This is a genomic window from Fusobacterium ulcerans ATCC 49185 (assembly GCF_900683735.1).
GTDB classification, from domain to species: domain Bacteria; phylum Fusobacteriota; class Fusobacteriia; order Fusobacteriales; family Fusobacteriaceae; genus Fusobacterium_A; species Fusobacterium_A ulcerans_A.
This window is the reverse complement of record NZ_LR215979.1, coordinates 1,448,110-1,467,677: the sequence shown is the minus strand read 5'-3', so window position 1 is coordinate 1,467,677 and position 19,568 is coordinate 1,448,110. Positions and strand designations below refer to the sequence as shown.

Genomic DNA, 19,568 nt, shown 5'->3' with positions numbered 1-19,568 from the left:
ATGATAAAATGTCAATTTTGCGGGAAAGAGTATATGAAAAATCCATACAAGTATATGGATTCCCTTCCAGAGATTTTTAAAAAGAATCTGGAATATATACCAGCCTGTAACTGTCTGGAAGAAAACAAGATAAGGGAGCTGGAAGAACTGGAAAAGAAGAGAGTGCAGGAATGTATGAAAAACAAGATGAAAAAGTGTAAGGATATTTCTGTGATGGATGAAAAATTCGCAAGAAGCAGATTTGAAAGCGCTGATATGAAAAGTGATTATATGCAGCTGTCAAAAAGATATGCAGAGAGCTTTATGAGCAAGGACAAAAAAGAAGGAATGCTCCTGTATGGAGGAGTAGGAACAGGAAAGACATTTGCAAGCGCCTGTATAGCTAATTATCTCATGGAAAGAGGGAAGACTGTATTGGTAATTAATCTAGGACTGTATTTTAACAAACTGACTATGGAGTGGGGAGAAGCTGAGAAAGTAGTTTTGGAGCAGACAGAGAAATGCGACTTGATGATTATTGATGATTTCGGCAGTGAAAAAGGACTAGATAGAAATCAGACAGGATGGAGGGCTGAAAAGATATACAATCTCATTGATGGGAGATACAGAAGCGAGAAGCCCCTTATAATTTCAACAAATTTGAATTTCAGTGCAGATGAGGGAAAATGCGAGTTAAGCGAGAAATTCTCTACACAAGGGCAGAACAGGATAAGAGACAGAATAATAGATATGTGCTTTCCAGTAGAAGTAACAGGGAAGAGCAGAAGGGGAATGACCCAGAAGAGATTTGCAGAATTTATATCTTAAAAAATTTAAGAGGAAAAATGGGAAGAGAGTATACAAAAGAAAAACAAAAAAGGAGAAGTGCAAAATGACTAGAGAAGATTATATGTGTCAAAAATTAGGAAGTCTTTCAAATTTTGATAAACTGCTGGTAGAGAAAATGGTGGAGCAACTTGGAGAATGGGCAACAATAGAGGAAGTAGCCAAGTATTTTAAAAGACATAAAAATACTATTTATGACAAAGTAGAAGGGGGAGAAGTTCTCAATAGAAGAATTGGAAATAAAATTTTAATTTATACAAGGAGCTTGATCTTTTTGATGGAATAATTTTGAGAGCTTCACAATTTGTAACAAATTGTAACAATTCGTCACTGTTTAATTGCTGTCATCTAGAGTATCATATACCTATGGAAACAACAAAAACATAGGAGGCAGCAAAATGGCATCAGAAGAAAATCAAGTAATTTTGACAGTGGTACAAAAGGAAATTGTAAAGGTGGAAAATGCAATCAAGAGAGAAAAGGCTATATTGAAAAATATAGATGACATCACAGCAACTTTGGAGCATATAGGAGAATTAGTGGAGGCGGGAACAGCATTTCCAGAAAATTCAGCATATGAATCATATAGTGACTGGCAGGAAAGCGCAGAGAAAGAAATCAAGTCTTACAACACTTCACTGGGAACAATAGACAAGTACAGAAGTTTACTTGCAGCATACAGCTTTTATGTAAAAAATAATACACCAGAAGCATAGTCTAGAAGTATTATAGCTTTTAAACATAAACTGAAAGAAACAAGAAAATAGTTAAACAAGAAAGTGCAGAGAGTAAAATCTCTGTATTTTTTTATATTACAAAAAATTTTACTCAGTAAATAAAATAAAGAATGACAAAAATAAAGAGGGATTTTCTTATAGTTCTTCTTTATGTATAAATGCGAACCTTTTCCAGAAAATTTTCAAGCATACAAAATTAACTATAACATTCTTAATTCCAAACAAAAATTTGTATATTCTTAATGAGTATATAATATCTTTCTTAATGAATAATGTCAAGATTTTTTTTGAAAAAAAACAACTGGTATAAAGTAAAGTTCTTCAAAATAAACGTTCTTTTAATATAAAATTACAAAAATATTTTTGCAAGTGTTCGCATTTATACATAAACGAGAACACTTTAAAAAACGTGGAATAGAGAAAATAATAGAGAGGGGGAAAGATGAGGGAGAAAGATTTTTTAAGACTCTATGTAGATTTATATAGAGAAAAAGGTGAAAAAATAGCATCAGCAAAAGTAGCAAAACAGAAAATAGATTCTATATGGGAAACCCTTATAGAATCGCTTTTAAAAGAGAAAAAAGTAATTTTTAAGGGAATTGGAAAGTTTGAATTAAGAGAAACTAACCCAAGGAGAGTTGTTCTTCCATTTAAAAAGAAAGGGGAAAGTAGTTATATGCTTGAAAAGAAAATGATACCTCCAAAAAAAATAATAAAATTTGCTGCTGGGGATAATTTAAAAAAACTGCTTAATGAAAAGGAATGTGAAAGCTAATGAATAAAAAAAGTTTTATTAATGAATATAGAAAAAAAACTTCTCATAATGGAGAAATAAAAAATTTAAAAGAAGCTAGAATGGATTTAGAAGTTTTTTTTGAAACTTTAAAAGTTGGTTTATTAAAAGATGGAGAAGTAAAATTACAAAAAAAGGGAAAATTTAAAATATTACAAAAAAAGGAGAGGGTCATAAGTAATCCATCAACTAGAGAAAGAATGACAATAACTCCACCTAAAACAGTAAAATTTGTTATAGCTAAAAATATAATAAAGAAAATAAATGAAATGTCTAAATAATTTTAATTAAAGGAGAAAGAAATATGAAGAAATTTATTTTGTCAGTTATACCATGCTGTATTTTTTTTGTAAGTTGCTCAAGTCAAAATATAAATAAAGATGATCCCAGATATATACTAGAGCAGAGAAGAAAAGCCTATATGGAAACATCTAAAGAGAAAGAGGCAAAAACTATGACATATCAAGAAAAAAATGAACAACTAATGAATGAAATAAGAGGAAAGATAGATTAATAAGTACACATAAAAGGAGAAAAAATAGAAAATGTCAATGAAAATATTTAAGAGAATTATTTGTGTTTTTATACTTGGAGTAATAATGGTGGGATGTGATTCAACTAAGGATACTTCAGTGAAAAAAGAAGAAAAAATAACTTTAACAGATAAAGAAAAACAACTGGATAAAGATGAAATAGCGAAAATACTAGTGTATAAAGCATTAGTGATAGAAGCTGATAATGCGCAATATACACCAGAAGAGATAGAGAGTATAAAAAAGGCTCAGGAAAATCTAAAGGTTAATTACTTTGTAGAGAGAGAACTGAAATCAAAAACTGCTGTAACAGATAAAGAAGTACAAGATTATTATGAGAAAAATAAAGAAAGATATAACAGCAAGACATTAGAAGAGACACTTCCACTTTTGTATCAGAATTTAGCAAATGAAAAATTTACAAAAGCTCAAGTAGATTACTATAATTCTGTGATTGAAAAATATAAACTCAATGATATTTTAAAAGCAGAAGGAATCATAAAAGATGAAAAAGTAAATAAAGAAGAAGTAAAAAAAGATGAAAAAGCAAAAGATGAAAAAATAATGAAAGAAGAAGTAAAAGAAGAAAAAATAAAAAGTGAAAAAGTAGAAGAAGAAAATAAAAGTAATTAGCAAATGGAGGAAATGTCTATGAAAAAAGCAGTGTTAGCTTCTTTATTACTTTCTTTAATATTGATAGGATGTTCAAATCAAAACAGCAGACCAAGTGCAGAAAATATGGATCAAAATAGGCAGAGATTACTAAACCTGGCAATGGAAAAGAATAAATTAAAAGAACAAGAGAAGTTAAGAGAACAAGAAAAAATAAAAGAGCAGGAAAGACTAAAAGCTCAAGAAAGAGCAAGGGAAGAAGAAAAGTTAAAGGAACAAGAAAAAATAAGAGCACAAGAGAAGCTAAAAGAGCAGGAGAAATTAAGGGAACAAGAAAGAATAAAAGAAGAAAAAAGATTGAGAGAAGAAGCGAAGCTGAAAGAGGAAGCAAGACTTAAAAAAATGACAAAAGAAGAACTGTTTGAAGAGTTGAATAAAATGAATAAAGAACTTGGAAATAAGAATATAGGGGAAGAGAGAAGAAAAGAAATAATAGAGAAATTAAATTTACTAGAAGAACTTAATAAAAAATAAACTTTGGAGGGATTTATGAAAAAACTATTAGTACTAGGAACAATTGTATTATCAGCATCAATGATGGGAGCAGAAGTGGATAATCTTGAAGCGCGTTTCAAAGGTTTGGAACAGGAATACAATCTATTGATACAAAAAGAGCAGGAAAAATTTAATACAGAGAAAAAGATAGCAGAAGCAGCACAATCAACTTTGGCTAAACAAAGAGAAATATACAATCAATTATCAGAAAAAGTAGCAAAATTAAATCAAATGAAAGATGTGAAATTCTATAAAGAGCAATATGGAGAGCTTGCATCAAAATATCAAGCAGCTTTAAAAGATTTAGAAGCGCAAATGAAAGAGCAGGAAAATATAATTAATAGATTTAGACAATTAGAAGCATTAAAAACAAATAAAAGTAAATAAAAAAATATTTTAAATCAAAGGAGAAAGAATTATGCAAATTAAAAAAAGTATATTATTGGGATTAGGCGCAATATTAATATCAGCAAATCTAGCAGCAGCAGATATGACATTAGACAGTAAATTCTCACAACTTGAGGCAGAACTGAAGATGCTGGAGCAGAAGGAAAATGAGAGATTCAAGCAGGAAGAAATGATAGCAAAAACAGCACAGGAGAATTTGAATTTATTAACGACATTAAAAGGGAAGAGTAATGAAAGAACTCAAATGCTTATGAATATGGAAGGAAAAAGTATTTACAATGAAGAAGTAAAAAAAATATTAAAGCAATACCAAGTATTTGTAAGCGATATAGATAAACAGGTAAAAATAGAAGAGAGAAAAGTATTCGAATTTAACCAATTAAAAAGTTTAAGATAAACATTAAGTATTGAAAAGGTATTGTGCTCTTATTTCACAATGCCTTTATTTTTTATAAAAGCTTTATAAAAAACTAATCAATAATAAAGAAACAGAGGGAGGATTTATGAAAAAAATAATTGCAGGCATTTTTCTTTTGTCTATATTAGGAACAAGTCTTTATGCGCAAGAAATAAGCGAAAAAGAAGGAATGAAAGTTTTGGAAGAGATAAGAAGAGAGATAAAGGCAGAGGAAAGGGCAAAACAGAAAGCTATTGAAGATGCAAAGAAGGCAGAGGAAGAAGCTGAGAAAGCAAGAATTTCTGCTGCAAAGGAAGAAGAGAGAAAAGGGAAAAAAATAATTGAAGATATAAGAAGAAATCAGAATGAATCACTTGAGGAAAAAGTATTTAGAAGTGAGAATACACCTGAAGCAAGAATGGCAGCAGCAAAAGAAGCGCTAAAAATAGGAAAAGACAGAATGGTATTCTTAAGGGAAGAGGAAAAAGAAATCATGAAATTAGAAGAGGCAATAGGAATAAATCCAAATGAAAAAAGAGTATTCTTAAGTCAGAAATATGATGAAGTATATGATGAATTTGAGTCTGATAACAGTGAGATTGAACTTCTATTACATGAAAATGAGAAGCTTAATGAATACTTGAGCAGACTAGATAAGATGGAACAAAAAATAAGAATAGGAAACTAAGGGGGAAAGATATATGAGAAAAGGCGACATTGAAAAATCTCTAAAAAGATTTCTAAAAAGAAAAGTGAGTTATTCTCTTGCTCTTTTGATAGCTTTCATGATAACAGGTGGAATATCATTAGGAGCAGAAATAACAGCAGAGGAGATACAGGAAAGTAAAGGAGATCTTTTAAGTAAAATACAAACAGAGCGCGAAGAAATAAAGAGAAAAATAGCAGAAAATGAGAGATTAATAAAAGAATATAATTCAAACTTTGTAGAACTTGTAAGAAAGGGAGATTTTTACTCTAAGCCTTTATTCAATAGTACACAAGTTTTTTTCAGCTATCAGCATTTAGATAGTGGAAAAATGAAAGATGTAACAGATAAAGAGTTTTCAGAAACAATAGATGCAATAAACAAGCATTATGGAATAAAAAGTGGAAGAAGTATATTAAAATCTACAGGAAACATAGGAAAAGATAAATTGATAGCAGGAAATGGAGTGGCTGTAGATACACAAATATTTAGAGAAACAATAGAAGTAGGAGCAAATATTAAACCAGTAGAACCAGTATTACCAGAAATTAATCCAAATGTATCAGTAAATGTATCAGCACCAGTAGTAACTTTAAGTGGATTACCAGGAGTAATAACTGTATCAACACCAAAAATAGATCCAATATCTTTTTCAGGATTGAGTCCAATAACACTGCCGTCAGGAGTGACAGTAACAGTAACACCCCCATCACCAGTTGATAAGATAACAGTATCAAAACTTGAGGTAATAACTCTAGAAATTCCAGAAAAAAAAGATATATCAGTAGAGGCACCAAAACCACCAGAAGGATTTATTCCAACAACAATAACACCACCAGTCAAACCAGGAGCGCCAGAAGTAAAGGTTCCAGAGAATTTTGACCCTCCAGTAATATCGTTTATAGGAGGGGGATTTTCTCAAGGATCAGCTATAGGTATGCCTAAGAATAATATCATTATACAGAACTATGATACTTATAAGACAGATGTTCCTGTTGTAATAACAACAGGAAATAGTGGAACAACTTGGACAGGTGGAACAATAACAGTGACAACAAGCAGTAATGGAAGTAACTATCCTGCAACAGCAGGAACGTATTCACTAGGAAATGGTTCTACTACCGTTCCTTTAAATGCCTTTATCAATGAGCTTAGAGATCATGATGCTGATATTGGCGGGAATTATGTAATGACAGATACAGGTGGAGGAAATAATGTCAAGATATTTTTAAGTCATAATCCTGCTGGAGTTGGAGGAATTGGAGGATCGTATGATGGAGTGGATAAATCAGGACCTAGAACAGCTAAATTCACTGGTACTTTGGAATTACATGGAATTACAGTTCCAAATAATGTAAATATTTTAGTTGGAGTAGAACATCAATTATGGAATATGAATTGTAATTTAGGAGCATATTCAATATTTGAAAATCAGGGAACTATAACCCTTGCAGATGGAAATAATATAATTGGAATAATGATTGATACTGAAAATTCTCCAAATGCAAATGGTGGAATAAATAAAACAGTTAATAAAGGAAAAATAGTTATCAACAGCCATAACAGTATAGGTATTGATTTTGGACAATTCAATCAACATAATTTATTGGTTGATGTATTTGTTGGAAATATTGAAATTAATGGGGAAAATAACTATGGTTTAAGAATGAAAGATGTTTTTGGCAGCTCAGGTTTTGGAGCAACATATTTTGATAAGGGAGTTACAATAACTTCTGGTACTGATTTAAATGGTTCTCCAACAAAAATTACTGTTGGTGGAAAAAAGAATGTAGGAGTATCTATTTCAAAATATTTATCAAGTGGAAAAAATATCAATCCAATAGATAATATTTCAAAATTAAATATAGAAGTTACTGGAGAAAATGTTGTAGGTTTCTTAAGAAATGCTGAGTATTCAACAAATAATCCAAATGATATGTTGTTAAACGGCACAACTATGGGAACATTTAGTTTTGGTGCTGGAGCTACAAACAGTGTTCTTATCAGAAGTGATAAGTATGGAATTCAAATAGATAAAGATATATCTTCTGAATCTGGGGAGACAGGAAATGTATTTGCTCAGGCGACTAAAACTGGGAAGATAATAAATAATGCAGTATTGAGCAGTACTTTAAAAAGCTTTACTGGACTTCTTGCAAGTGGAACTGGAGATGCTTCTGTAGAAAATACAGGAACTGTAAAAATAACAGGAGATGGAAGTAATAATGTAGGAATAGCAGTTCTAGATTCAGCTAATGGGAAGAATAGCGGAACTATAGAAGTTCTTGGAGCAGGAAATAATAAATCAGGAATATATAATAAAGGGACATTTACTATATCTGGAGGAAGTGTAACAGTAGAAGGCGGTTCATCTTCTGGAATATATAATACAGGTATAACAAATATTAATGGAACTGTTGCTTTAAAAGGGACAGGTGGAACTACAGGAATATACAGTAATGGAGGACAAATAACATCAAATTCTGGAAATCAGTTAAGTATAATAATAGATGATACATCATCAACAGCAAAAGGATTAGCTGTATATGCAGAGGGTGGAGCAAATCTAAATCTTAGTGATGCTGATATTATAGTAACAGAAGGAGCAGCAGGAGTAGCAGCATTCGGAGAAGGTACAAATATAAATTTATCAAGAGGAAATTTAAAATTTAATGGCTCAGGATATGCTGTTTATTCAGATGGAACAGGAAAAATAGACTTAAGTGGTGCCACTATAACACTTAATGGAAGTTCTACAGCATTTGACTTTGATCTTGCAGAAGGAGTAGTGGCTCCAATCATATTAGATGAGGATTCAAGAATTAATGCAAATGATGATAAAGTTATTGTATTTAATTTAAAGAATGCAAAGAAATTAAGTACAGATGGATTGGAAGACAGTATAAAGAATTCTCTTGGAGAAGCTTTAGGGAATGTGAACCTTAATGATCTTTTAAGTCATAGTACAGCTACTAACTATAAAATAGCAGCAGTTGATGGTGGAGAGATTGCTATTGGAGACTTGGATAAAACGGGAACAGGAGAAGAAACAGATCTAGCTAAAATAGCTGGAAACTTTTACTATAATAGATTCTTAGGACAAAGACTTAAGGCAACTGCAAAAAATAGTAAAATTTCTGCAGTTCTTACTGATGAACAGGCAAAAAAATATAATAATCAAGTAGTTGGACTGGAAATGAATTCAAGCAAATTAGCTACCAGTGCTAACGAAACGAGAATAGATTTGGAGGGTTCAACTATTATTACTGCTGATAGAAATGGAGCAGAAGCAGGAGCAATAGGAGCTTATATAAACTATGGATTTGTAACATTAAATGGAGATAGTCGGATAAAAGTTGAAAGAGAAAAAGATAATGGAAATACTGCAAATGATAATGCAGTAGGAGTATATGCAGTAAATGGAAGTACAGTATATAATGCCACAGGAATTATAGCAGTAGGAGGAAATCAATCTATAGGTATTTTAGGAATGGCATATAGAGAAGATGAGAATGGGAATGCAGTAATAGATGAATATGGTTCAGCTGCATTAGGTCAAGGGACAACAACTATTTATAATGGGGGAACTATATTCCTAGATGGAGAAGGAAGCATAGGAATTTATGCAGATAATAATAACACTTCTGTAGGAACAATTGGTGCACAAGTATTAAATCAGTCAGGAATAATAGTAGGGGATTCAAATGATTCTGCTACTTCTGTAGGTATTTATGGGAAAAAAGCTCAAATTTATAATGACTCAAGTATCACAGTAGGAAGTGGTGGAGTAGCAATCTACGCGACAGAAGGAAGTGAGGTTGCAGAACTTGGAACATTAAAACTTGGTTCAGATGGAATAGGAGTAATGGTTGATGGAACCTCAAAAATTACAGCTACTACTGTTACTTTAGAAAGCAAAGAAAATACAGTGGATATTAATGGAAAAACAGGTATTTTCTATAAAGGCTCATCAACTGGAAGTGACAACAAAGAAATAACCTTAACTATAGATGCCTCAAATTTTGTAAAAGGAACAGCTATATATGTACAAGATATGACAGTTAAATCATCTGGAAAGTTAACTGTTGGAGCAGAAGGAATAGGTATTTTTGTTGCAAAGAGAGATACAGGAGCAGCTGCAGGAACAAATAAGGGAACAATCAATCTTGGAACAAGTAAAAATGCAATAGGAATGTATGGTAAAGATACATCTATTGCTAATGAAACAGGTAATGGAATAATTAATATTGGTAATTCTTCTCAAATAGGGATGTATGCAGAGGGAGCTAATGGTAAAGTAACAAATACAGGGATAATTAATCTGAATGTAGATGGAGCTAAAGGAATCTATGTTAGAAATGATGCAACAGCAGAAATAACTGGGGCTAATATAAATTTCTCTAATCATAACTCAAGTATAGGAGTTTATGCAGAAGGTGCAAATGTAAACTTTACAAATACTTTTACTTTTCAAAATGACAATGCAAATAAAAATATCTATGTATATGGAAAAAATTCTACTGTAGAGATAGCTGGAGGAGAAACAGTAACAATAGATGGTGGAAGTATTCCAACTGCAGTAGGAACAGAAGGAAATAAAACAGTAGGAATATATCTAGAAAATGCTGGAGCAGGAAGTACATTTAAAGGAACAGGAGAACTTAAGGTTGAAAATGGAGCAATAGGAATTTATTCTAAAGGAAATAATAGTTTAGATGTAAAAGTAACAGCAGAGGGAGATAAAACAACAGGAGTATTCATAGATGGAGAATCAAAAATAAAAGGAACTGTTACAGCTAAAACTGATGCAATAGGAGTATATGGAAGTGGAGGAGCTGTAGTTATAGATAATACAGGACTTACCCTAAATATAGGAACTGCTAGTATATCTAACAAAGGAACAGGAATGTACCTTACAGATGGTGCATATGCAACTGGAGGATTAATTACTGTAGATAATTTTTCAGATGATAATAATATAGGAGTGTATTATAGTAAAGGAACTGCCTCTGGACCTGTAACAAATGAATCTGAGATTGAGCTTACAGGAAAAAATGGTGTAGGAATATATGCAGCAGATGGAATAACTTTAGTAAATGATTCTAACATTACATCAATAGTACCTGCCTCAAATAGTATAGCCTCATATGTAGGAGGAGATTCAACTCTAACTTCAAATGGAACTATTGAATTAAAAGATACAGCAAATGGAATTGGAATCTATGCTGCAGCTAGTGGAACAGGAATTAACTCAGTAAGTGGGGAGATTAAATTAACTGCAGCAACAGGTTCAATGGTAGGAATGGCATCGAAAGGGACAGATGCTTCAGTAGAAAATCAAGGTATAATTACTGTTGGAAATAATCTAGGAATGTATATAACAGATGGAAGTTCAGGAAAGAATAGTGGAGAGATAAAAGTAGAAAAAGGAACAACAACAACAGGGACAACAACAGGAACAGGAGTATATATAGAAGGTACAGGAAATAGTTTTGATGGAACTGGAGGAACTATCAAATCAGATGCAATTGGAATCTATCTGAAAGATACAACAGCTGGAACTGTGACTAATACAGGAACTTTAGATATAGCTTCAGGAGGAGTAGGAGTATTTGGAGAAAATGCAAATATTGACTTTAATGTAAATGTTACAGGAACAGGAGCAGTAGGAGTTGCAGCTAGTAGCAATTCAGTAATTTCTGGAAATGTAACAACAGGAGAGAATTCTGTTGGAGTTTATGTTCTTGACAATAGTGTATCATTTAATGGAGCTAATATAACAACAGAAAAAAAGGCACCAGGAGGAACATCAATAGGAATCCTTTTAAATAGTGCAGTAGGATCATATACAATGAGTAATGTAATTGTAAGCGCTCAAGATGGAGTAGGGATCTACTTAGATGGAACTGGATCAGGAATAGATCTTACTCATAATGGAACTGTAAATACAGTTGGAGGAATAGGTATCTATGTAGCCAATGGAACTGCTCTTACAACAGGAAAAAGTGTACTTAATATAAATGGTGGTACAGGAATATATGTAGATGGAGGAACAGCTAACCTTGGAACAACAGAAACTCTGACATTTAATTTTGGAATTGATGGAGGAATAGGAGTTTACAACAATGGAGGAACTCTTAATTTTGGAAATAATATATCTACAACAGGTTCAGGATCATTGGCAGCAACTGTAAATGGAGATTTAGCTTCATCTGGTAATTTAAATATAGGTGAAGGAGGAACAGGACTTCTTGGTAAATATGACGTTGGAATTATAGCAGATAAAAATATAACTAACATAGGAAATATTACAGCTAAATCAGGAGGAATAGGACTTGCAGCTGTAGAAGGAAATAGTACTCCATCAGGAGGTATAACAATAAATAATGCTGGAACTATTACAGCTAGTGGAAAATCAAGTGGAGGGGACTCTTCTATAGGAATATATACAAATATAGCAGAGATAAATAGTACAGGAACTGTTGAAGTAGGAACAGATGGAATAGGAATATATGCTACAGCTAGTGGAAAAGCAGTGAAGAATGATAATATGACTATGACAGGAGATAATGGAATAGGAGTATATATCAAAGGAGCAACAGGTGGACTTACTGCAAATAACATAACTTCAACAGGAGGAAAAGGAAATACAGGATTAGTTCTTGATGGAACTACTTCATCACCTTTACCATTAGATATTAATGCAGGAACTATTACTCTAGGAGATGAAAGTATAGGAGTAATGGCAACAGGAACAACTTCTTCTCCAATTACAATAGCTGGAACTATTACAGTAGGAGATTCAGGTACAGGTAAGAGTGCAATAGGAATAGTAGCAAGTGGTGGTTCTGATGTAATTTTGGCAGGAACAACAGAAATTAAAGCTGGAAAAGGTGGAATAGGAGTATATGCTGAAGGGGCAGGAACAACAGTAGCAGGCATAAATGCTTCTAATATTACAGTAGGAACAGATGGGATATATTTGTATTCTACTGTAGGTACCTCAATAAGTTTCACAGGAAATATCACAGCTGATAATCAAATAGGAATAGTAGCAGCAAGAGGAAATGTAAGTGGTACAGGTTCAACAATAACAGCTAAGAATGGTGGAATAGGAGCATATGTAAAAGGAACAGGTTCATCATTTACAGGAACAAATATTGTAGTTCAAAGTGGAATTGCAGAAACAGGTACTGATCCAGCAAAATATTCTGTGGGAGTCTATTATGAGAATGCAGGAACAATAGCATCACTGCCAACAGTAACACAAGCAGGAAGTTATTCAATAGGAACAGTATTAGATAGAACAACAGGAACTACAGCTGCTGGAATTAATATCGGAACTTCTGGAAGTAATCAGGTAGGAGTAATGGCAAAAGGAAACTCTGTTTTCACTATAGCATCAGGAGGAATTGCAGTAGGAAATGGAGACAGCAATATTGGTATATATGGAGAAAATAGTACAATTAATGTAGCTGGAGATATATCAGTTGGTACAGCTAGTTCACTTACAGATTCATCAATAGGAGTTTCTTTAAAAGGAGGTTCATATACAGGAACTACTGGGGATCTTGCAGTAGGAAATAACAGTATAGGAATCTATGGAACAAATATGACTGGAAATATTAGTCAAAGTGGAACAACTATGACTGTAGGAGATAATGGAGTAGGTATCTATGGTTCTGGAACTGGGAATATTATTTTATCAATGACAACAACAGGAATAACTCTTGGAGATAACAATTCTATAGGAGTATATGCCAAAGGAATGAATACAGATGTAACAGGAAACATGAGTGTTGGCACAAATACAAGTATAGGTATTGTAAGTGAAGGAAATGGAAATGTAACATATGATGGAGCTATGACTATAACAGGGAAAGGAACTGGGGAAGGAGATACAGGTTCAGTAGGAATCTATAAGACTTTTGGAAGTGGAATAATTTCAACATCTGCAGGAAACTGGACTGTAGGAAATAATGGATATGGAATTTATGTACAGCAGACTAAAGTTACTAAAGATGCAGAGGGAAATATAATTTCAGAAGAAGTAACAAATAATATAGCTACAATTAATAATATTGCTAGTATGAATCTAGGAATGTCAGCAGTAGGAATTTACTCAAATGGAAAAAATATAGTGACTAATAGTGGAATAATAACTGTAGGAGAAACAGATGTAAATGGAGAGCCAAATAATGCTAAAAACCATCTAAATTCAGTGGGGATATATGTAGCAAATGGAACTACAGTAAATAATACAGGAACGATAAATGTAGAGCATGATTTTTCAGTAGGTATTTATGGAAGCGGAATTGGAACAAAGATTACAAATGGAGGAACTATCACTGTTGATAAAGGCGGAGTAGGAATTCTTGTACAAAAAGGAGCTGTAGCTGTAAATACTGGAATTATCAATTTAGGAAGTGTAGATAGTACTTATGGAGCAACAACAGTAGGAATGGCAGCATATTCAGGATCTTCAATAATTAATGACACTAATGGAGTTATTAATGTAGATAAAGGTTCTGGAATGGTAGTAGGAATAGGTGCAAAATTCCAAAATAATGGACTTATAACTGTAAAAAATGGAATAGGAATAGAAGGACAAGGAGTTCTTGAAAATACAGGAAATATTGTAGTTATACCTGGATATTCAGGGACAAAAGTTGAAAATACAGGTGTGGGAAGTGCAGAAGTAGGAAGTGTCAAGATAGAATCAGATGGAACTGTAACTATTAATGATAAATATGTGTCACTTGCAGGAGGATCACTTTCAGTAGATGGAGATTTAAAAATAAATGGTGCATATGTAGATGTAACAACTGGAATACCTTTATTTAATGCTCAAAGTGTAAGTGGAGAGGTAAATATTCTTCCAAACTTTGCGCTGACAGGAAATGGAATCACATATGTAATACAAGATTTTGTAAATGTAGCATCAGAAACAGTAGATGGAACAAAGTTTACTCCTATAACATCACCTCTATTTATTGCAAAAGTGACAGGAGATGGAGATCTTACTATTGCAAAAAGACCATATGCAGATTTGACAATAGGAACACAGTTTGATGCATTGGATAAAGGACTTGATAATATTCTTGCTAACAGTGGAGGAATAGGAAAAGATGCAGAGATATTAAAAGGATTGAATGCATACTTGGAAGGACTTTCTGCAGATCAATTTGAAGGAGAAGCTTCTAGAAAACTTGCAGAAACAAGAGGAGATATCTATTCAACTATTCAGGGAAGAATGCAGGATATCAACAGAGCATTTGATAACTCTTTCTATGAACTTGAATCATCATACAATCTAACTAAAGACAGCAGTAAGTATAGTGTAATCTATACTGATGGTGATTACAAAGATCCAACTTTAGGAATAGAAGATTATGATTACAAGATAATGGGTCTTCTTTACATGAAAGAAAAAGAAGGAACAGAGTATGGAAGCAAATATGGATATACACTAGGATTTACAGGATCGAAATTTGAATTTGAAAATGATTCAAAAGAGGATGTATATTCATTGAGAGCAGGAGTACATAGAGTTAAAAATCTAAGCGAAGAGCATAAAGTATCATGGTTATCAAGAATAGAACTAGGATACAACAGACATATAGCTGAGAGAAAACTTAACCTTCATGAAACATTTGAGAATAAGGGAGAGTACAATACTTACTCTGTAGCACTTGATAACAGAATAACAAAAGTTATCTATACAGATTTATCAAGGGAATTGGATATATATGCAGATTTAGATTTAGAGTATGGAAAAGTAGATGGCTTTACAGAAAGTGCAGGAAGCAATGGCGGACTTGAAGTACAGATTAAAGATAATGACTACTTAAGCGCACAACTGGGAGCAGGAGTGAAAGCATCCCAAAGAATCTATGCAGGAAATGATGTATCAGTAAAAGTAACAGCAGATGTAAAGTATGCATATGAACTTGGAGATAACTATGATGGAAATAAAGCGAGACTAAAAAATGGAGGAGAAGGATACTACAGCTTAATTACTCCAGATGGAAGAGAAGGAAAACTAATAGGAAAAGTAGGACTAACAGTGGAGAAAGCCAACTATATGGGAGTAACATTTGAAGTAGAGGCAGCAGATGAAGGAAACAGAGAAGATTCATCAGTAAAATATGGAGTAAGATTCAATTACAAATTCTAGTATTAAAATATTATAAAAAAAGTTTTTTAACAAAGAGAAATAAAAAAATCATAATAACTTGGAGGAGATAACAATGATTAAATTAACAAAAAAAGAATTGGAAACTTTAGGAGAAAATAAGGATGCTATTGCACAGCTTTTAGTAAGAAAAGCTATCCTTGCAGAAATGGAAAAGAAAGAATATACAGAGGAGGAAAAAAAGTATCTTGAGGAAATGAAACTTAATATGGAAATAGAATTCTATCTTAATTCAATAGCGCAGAAAACAGTAAAAATATATGATTACGAGTTATTAGAAGTATATAAAAATAATACAGAAATATTAAAAGATAAGAATACAGTAGAAGTATATCCACAACTTCAACAGGCATTATTTAATCAAAAACTAGGTGAAGAAAAGGTAAAAGTAATAAATGAATTAGTAGAAAAATATAAAATAAATGATACTTTAAAAGAATATATAAAGGTAGAAGATCCAAAGAAAAAAGAAGAAAATAAATAAAGGGAAAGAAAATGAAAAAGATGTTAATAGGATGTATATTAGCAGTATCATATTCAGTATATCTAGTCAAATAGAGAATAAAATGATAAATGGTTTGAATTTAGTATTTTGCTAAGCTCAAACCATTTAATTTTTATGAATTTTTTTATTAATGTAAAAAATAAATAAAGGAGCTGTTTTAAACTTTCAACAATATCATAAAATATATAAGTCCGATAATCATATAGATACAAAATAATTTTATAATAAAATAAATAACATATTCCAAATTTCTTTGCAATAGAATATAATTAAATTATAAATAATATAATTAGAGGGGTGATAGAGTGGAAAATATATTGAAAATAATTTCAGAAAAGCTTATAAAAGGTGAAAATATAGAGGAACTTACACAGGAAGCCTTAGATAAAGGAATTGCTCCAAAAGACATACTGACTAAATCATTATTAAAAGGAATGACTAGGGCTGGAGAAATGTTTAAAGAAAAAACTCTTACTATGTATGATGTGCTGGAATCTGCAAAGACTATGGAAAAGAGTGTAAAAATATTAAAGCCTCTTCTGAAAGATGAGGATATTGTGAAAAAAGGAAAAATACTGGCAGGGAGTGTTCAGGGGGATTTTCATGATATAGGAAAAAATCTATGTATATTAATGTTGGAAAGTAATGGATTTCAAGTAATAGATATGGGAGTAGATGTTCCTCAAGAAAAAATAGAAGAATATATTAAAAAATATTCTCCTGATATATTAATGCTCTCAGCAATGATTGCTCCAACAATGGAAGTTATGAAAATGACTCTTGAATACTTGAGAGAAAAAGGGGTAACAGAACATTTAAAGATAATGGTAGGAGGAGCTCCCTTAACTGAAGAAATAGCAAAAAGTATGAGTGCTGCTTATTCAGCAGATGCAGTAAGTGCAGTGGAAGTTGCAGAAAAGTTATTAAATGTATAAAAAAAGCTGAGTAAAACATTTTTTTAAATGTTACTCAGCTTTTTTTTATATAAAGAAAACTATTTATAATTATGACTTTATAGTAAGAAAATATAAAAATAAGTATTGTATATTATATTGTGTATTTATAAAAATTAAAATATTTTTTAGTTTATAAAAAAACAAAAAAATGTTAGAATTGAAATATAAATTTCAATATTAAGGAGGAAAAATGTACAGATACTTATTTTATTTTTTGATTTACTCTTTTTTAGGGTGGTGTGTAGAGGTATGCTATGCAACTCTTAATACTAGAAAATTTATTAATAGAGGTTTTTTAAATGGGCCTTACTGTCCAATATATGGTGTGGGAGTTATGACTATTATGTATTTTGTTTTTCCATTAAAAAATAATATGTTTATACTCTTTATAGCTTCTATGATATTAACTTCTATACTGGAGTTTCTTACAGGATTTGTTCTTGAAAAAATATTTCATTATAGATGGTGGGATTATTCAGATGTACCTTTTAATATATGTGGTTATATTTGTTTAAAGTTTTCAATTATATGGGGGCTTGCTTGCGTTTTGGTAGTAGATATTATCCATCCTGTTGTAGAAAGTGTTATATCATGGCTTCCTTTATTAACAGGAAAAATAATTTTGGGAGTAGCTGGAACATTTATATTGATAGATTTTATTGTCACAGTAAAAACTGTATTAAAACTTAATGCCAAATTAGAAAAACTGGAAAAAATAGCTGGAGATATTCATAAATTTTCTGACAGAATAGGAGGCAAGGTATCATCAGATTTTATGACAGCACAGGATAAAATAGAAGAATTAAAAAGAAAAAGAGAAGAATTGCTGAAAAATATTCCATGGCTGGAAAAACGTATTATGAAATCATTTCCAGATATGAAATCTACAAAATATGATCAAGATACATTATCTACTATGAAAGAAGTAGATAGTAAATAACTGAGTTGTCTGTTATAAATATTTAGTGAATAAGTTAATTTTTATTAATTAAGAAAAAGAAATATATATAAAATAGTCTTCTAAGATAAAATATCATAGAAGACTATTTTTTGACTTTATTATTTTAAAGATGAATAAATTATTTCAGCTTCATAATTCCTATCTGTGAGTTTGCAGCTTTCTTTAATATTTTTTTCACCAACTGTTTTAATAAAATTAAAATAATACTCTTTATAAATTTTTATTAATTCAAAAATCTGATCTGATCTAGTTCCATATAATTTGGTAAGATACCAGATTAGATTCAATTTATTATAATCTTCTAGAGGTCTTCTTGGAATATTCCATAAATTTTCTTTATCCTTATAAATTTTTGAATAACTGACTCTGGAAAAATCAAAATATCTGCCATCTTCACCTGGAGTAGAAAATGGATCAATGAGAATAGAAGCATATCTCACATACAACAAATATTCTTTTTTTAATTGAGGAAATCCTAAATAATCTTCTATATCACTTTTTGAAATAGAATTTTCTGGTACAGGATAACTATCATTTAAAAATTTTAAAAGATTAAATTCAGGAAGGTTTACTGCACTATATAATTCTAATATTTCTTGATAGAGATTAACCATTTTATGAATTACAGTCATAGTTATTGGACCTTCAGGATAAAGTTTATACAAAAATCTTTTTGTTTTATCAATATCAAAAACTTGCTCTAAACTTACTTTATTTAATAAAAATGGAGAATGTACAAATAAAGTAATATTTTTTGATTCAGCTTCTAATTGATTTTTACAGCAGATGCTGTTTATTTTAAATTCACCAAGAAAATCTGCTATTTTTTTAACAAACAAACTATTTTCGTGGGTACTTCCTATATATACATTTTTTTTAAGAGCATTGGTTATAACTAAACAATGATTATCACCAGAAAAATTACTTGCTCCAAAGTAATTTGAAAAACTTATAAATTCAATTGTTTTATCATCTTTAAGAAAGCTTTTTAATATTAGACTTGAACCAAATTCAGGAGAAATTAATACTATTTTTTTTATTCGGGTTAATTTTTTTAAGTTTAAATCTTTCAATACTGAAAGGTAGGCATCACAGGGAGTACAGAGAATCAAAACATCCCATTCATTAATGAGTTCTTCAGAATTTATATATAAGTTTTCTAAAAGGCATTTACCACTTATTGAATTAATTTCATTAACTGAAGCAGTACTTTCTATAAAATTGTTATTACATTTTAAATTTTTTAAAAATAATTCGCTATTTTTACTATTCCTGATTTTTAGCCCTACTTTTTGAGCATATCCTTTATTAAAATTTATATATAAGTTGACTCCTACTGGGCCAGAACCTGCAATTAGTACATTATCAAAGTAGTTTTTTAACAT

At 31.2% G+C, this 19,568-nt stretch carries 16 protein-coding genes; 15 read left to right on the top strand and 1 reads right to left on the bottom strand.

Going from position 1 to position 19,568, the window contains the following annotated elements:
* From E0E45_RS06595 to E0E45_RS06525, 15 genes are all read left to right on the top strand, one after another.
* A complete protein-coding gene (locus tag E0E45_RS06595; protein ID WP_130890439.1) occupies window positions 1–807 on the top strand; it encodes an ATP-binding protein in 807 nt (268 codons plus the stop codon).
* 64 nt (window positions 808–871) lie between these two features.
* Entirely contained in the window at window positions 872–1,111 is a 240-nt protein-coding gene (locus E0E45_RS06590; protein WP_130890438.1) for a helix-turn-helix domain-containing protein, read from the top strand.
* A 112-nt stretch (window positions 1,112–1,223) separates the two neighbouring features.
* Window positions 1,224–1,541, top strand: coding sequence for a hypothetical protein (locus E0E45_RS06585; protein ID WP_130890437.1), 318 nt, complete (start codon window positions 1,224–1,226; stop codon window positions 1,539–1,541).
* Window positions 1,542–2,004: 463 nt separating this feature from the next.
* A complete protein-coding gene (locus E0E45_RS06580) occupies window positions 2,005–2,337 on the top strand; it encodes an HU family DNA-binding protein (protein ID WP_130890436.1) in 333 nt (110 codons plus the stop codon).
* A complete protein-coding gene (locus tag E0E45_RS06575) occupies window positions 2,337–2,636 on the top strand; it encodes an HU family DNA-binding protein (protein ID WP_130890435.1) in 300 nt (99 codons plus the stop codon). Before E0E45_RS06580 ends, E0E45_RS06575 begins: the two co-directional genes overlap by 1 nt.
* 23 nt (window positions 2,637–2,659) lie before the next feature.
* Window positions 2,660–2,869, top strand: a complete 210-nt coding sequence (locus tag E0E45_RS06570; RefSeq protein ID WP_130890434.1) for a hypothetical protein — start codon at window positions 2,660–2,662, stop codon at window positions 2,867–2,869.
* Window positions 2,870–2,900: 31 nt separating this feature from the next.
* Window positions 2,901–3,521 (top strand): hypothetical protein, encoded by a 621-nt coding sequence (locus E0E45_RS06565; RefSeq protein WP_197730050.1) that lies wholly within the window; start codon window positions 2,901–2,903, stop codon window positions 3,519–3,521.
* Between the two features lie 18 nt (window positions 3,522–3,539).
* Window positions 3,540–4,034, top strand: a complete 495-nt coding sequence (locus E0E45_RS06560) for a hypothetical protein (protein ID WP_130890433.1) — start codon at window positions 3,540–3,542, stop codon at window positions 4,032–4,034.
* 15 nt (window positions 4,035–4,049) lie between these two features.
* Window positions 4,050–4,442, top strand: a complete 393-nt coding sequence (locus E0E45_RS06555; RefSeq protein WP_130890432.1) for an adhesion protein FadA — start codon at window positions 4,050–4,052, stop codon at window positions 4,440–4,442.
* Window positions 4,443–4,473: 31 nt separating this feature from the next.
* Window positions 4,474–4,860 carry an adhesion protein FadA gene (locus E0E45_RS06550; RefSeq protein WP_130890431.1) on the top strand — a complete coding sequence of 129 codons (387 nt, stop codon included), beginning with the start codon at window positions 4,474–4,476 and terminating at the stop codon, window positions 4,858–4,860.
* A gap of 106 nt (window positions 4,861–4,966) precedes the next feature.
* On the top strand, window positions 4,967–5,548 hold the full coding sequence (locus E0E45_RS06545; protein WP_130890430.1) for a hypothetical protein: 582 nt from the start codon (window positions 4,967–4,969) through the stop codon (window positions 5,546–5,548).
* Between the two features lie 13 nt (window positions 5,549–5,561).
* Entirely contained in the window at window positions 5,562–15,743 is a 10,182-nt protein-coding gene (locus E0E45_RS06540; protein ID WP_130890429.1) for an autotransporter-associated N-terminal domain-containing protein, read from the top strand.
* A gap of 73 nt (window positions 15,744–15,816) precedes the next feature.
* Window positions 15,817–16,245, top strand: a complete 429-nt coding sequence (locus E0E45_RS06535; RefSeq protein ID WP_130890428.1) for a hypothetical protein — start codon at window positions 15,817–15,819, stop codon at window positions 16,243–16,245.
* A gap of 326 nt (window positions 16,246–16,571) precedes the next feature.
* Window positions 16,572–17,201: a cobalamin B12-binding domain-containing protein gene (locus E0E45_RS06530; protein WP_130890427.1), complete on the top strand. Its 630-nt coding sequence runs from the start codon at window positions 16,572–16,574 to the stop codon at window positions 17,199–17,201.
* 211 nt (window positions 17,202–17,412) lie between these two features.
* A complete protein-coding gene (locus E0E45_RS06525) occupies window positions 17,413–18,162 on the top strand; it encodes a putative ABC transporter permease (protein WP_130890426.1) in 750 nt (249 codons plus the stop codon).
* A gap of 119 nt (window positions 18,163–18,281) precedes the next feature.
* On the opposite strand, the gene E0E45_RS06520 is transcribed toward E0E45_RS06525, so the two are convergent.
* On the bottom strand, window positions 18,282–19,568 hold the full coding sequence (locus tag E0E45_RS06520; RefSeq protein WP_130890425.1) for an opine metallophore biosynthesis dehydrogenase: 1,287 nt from the start codon (window positions 19,566–19,568) through the stop codon (window positions 18,282–18,284).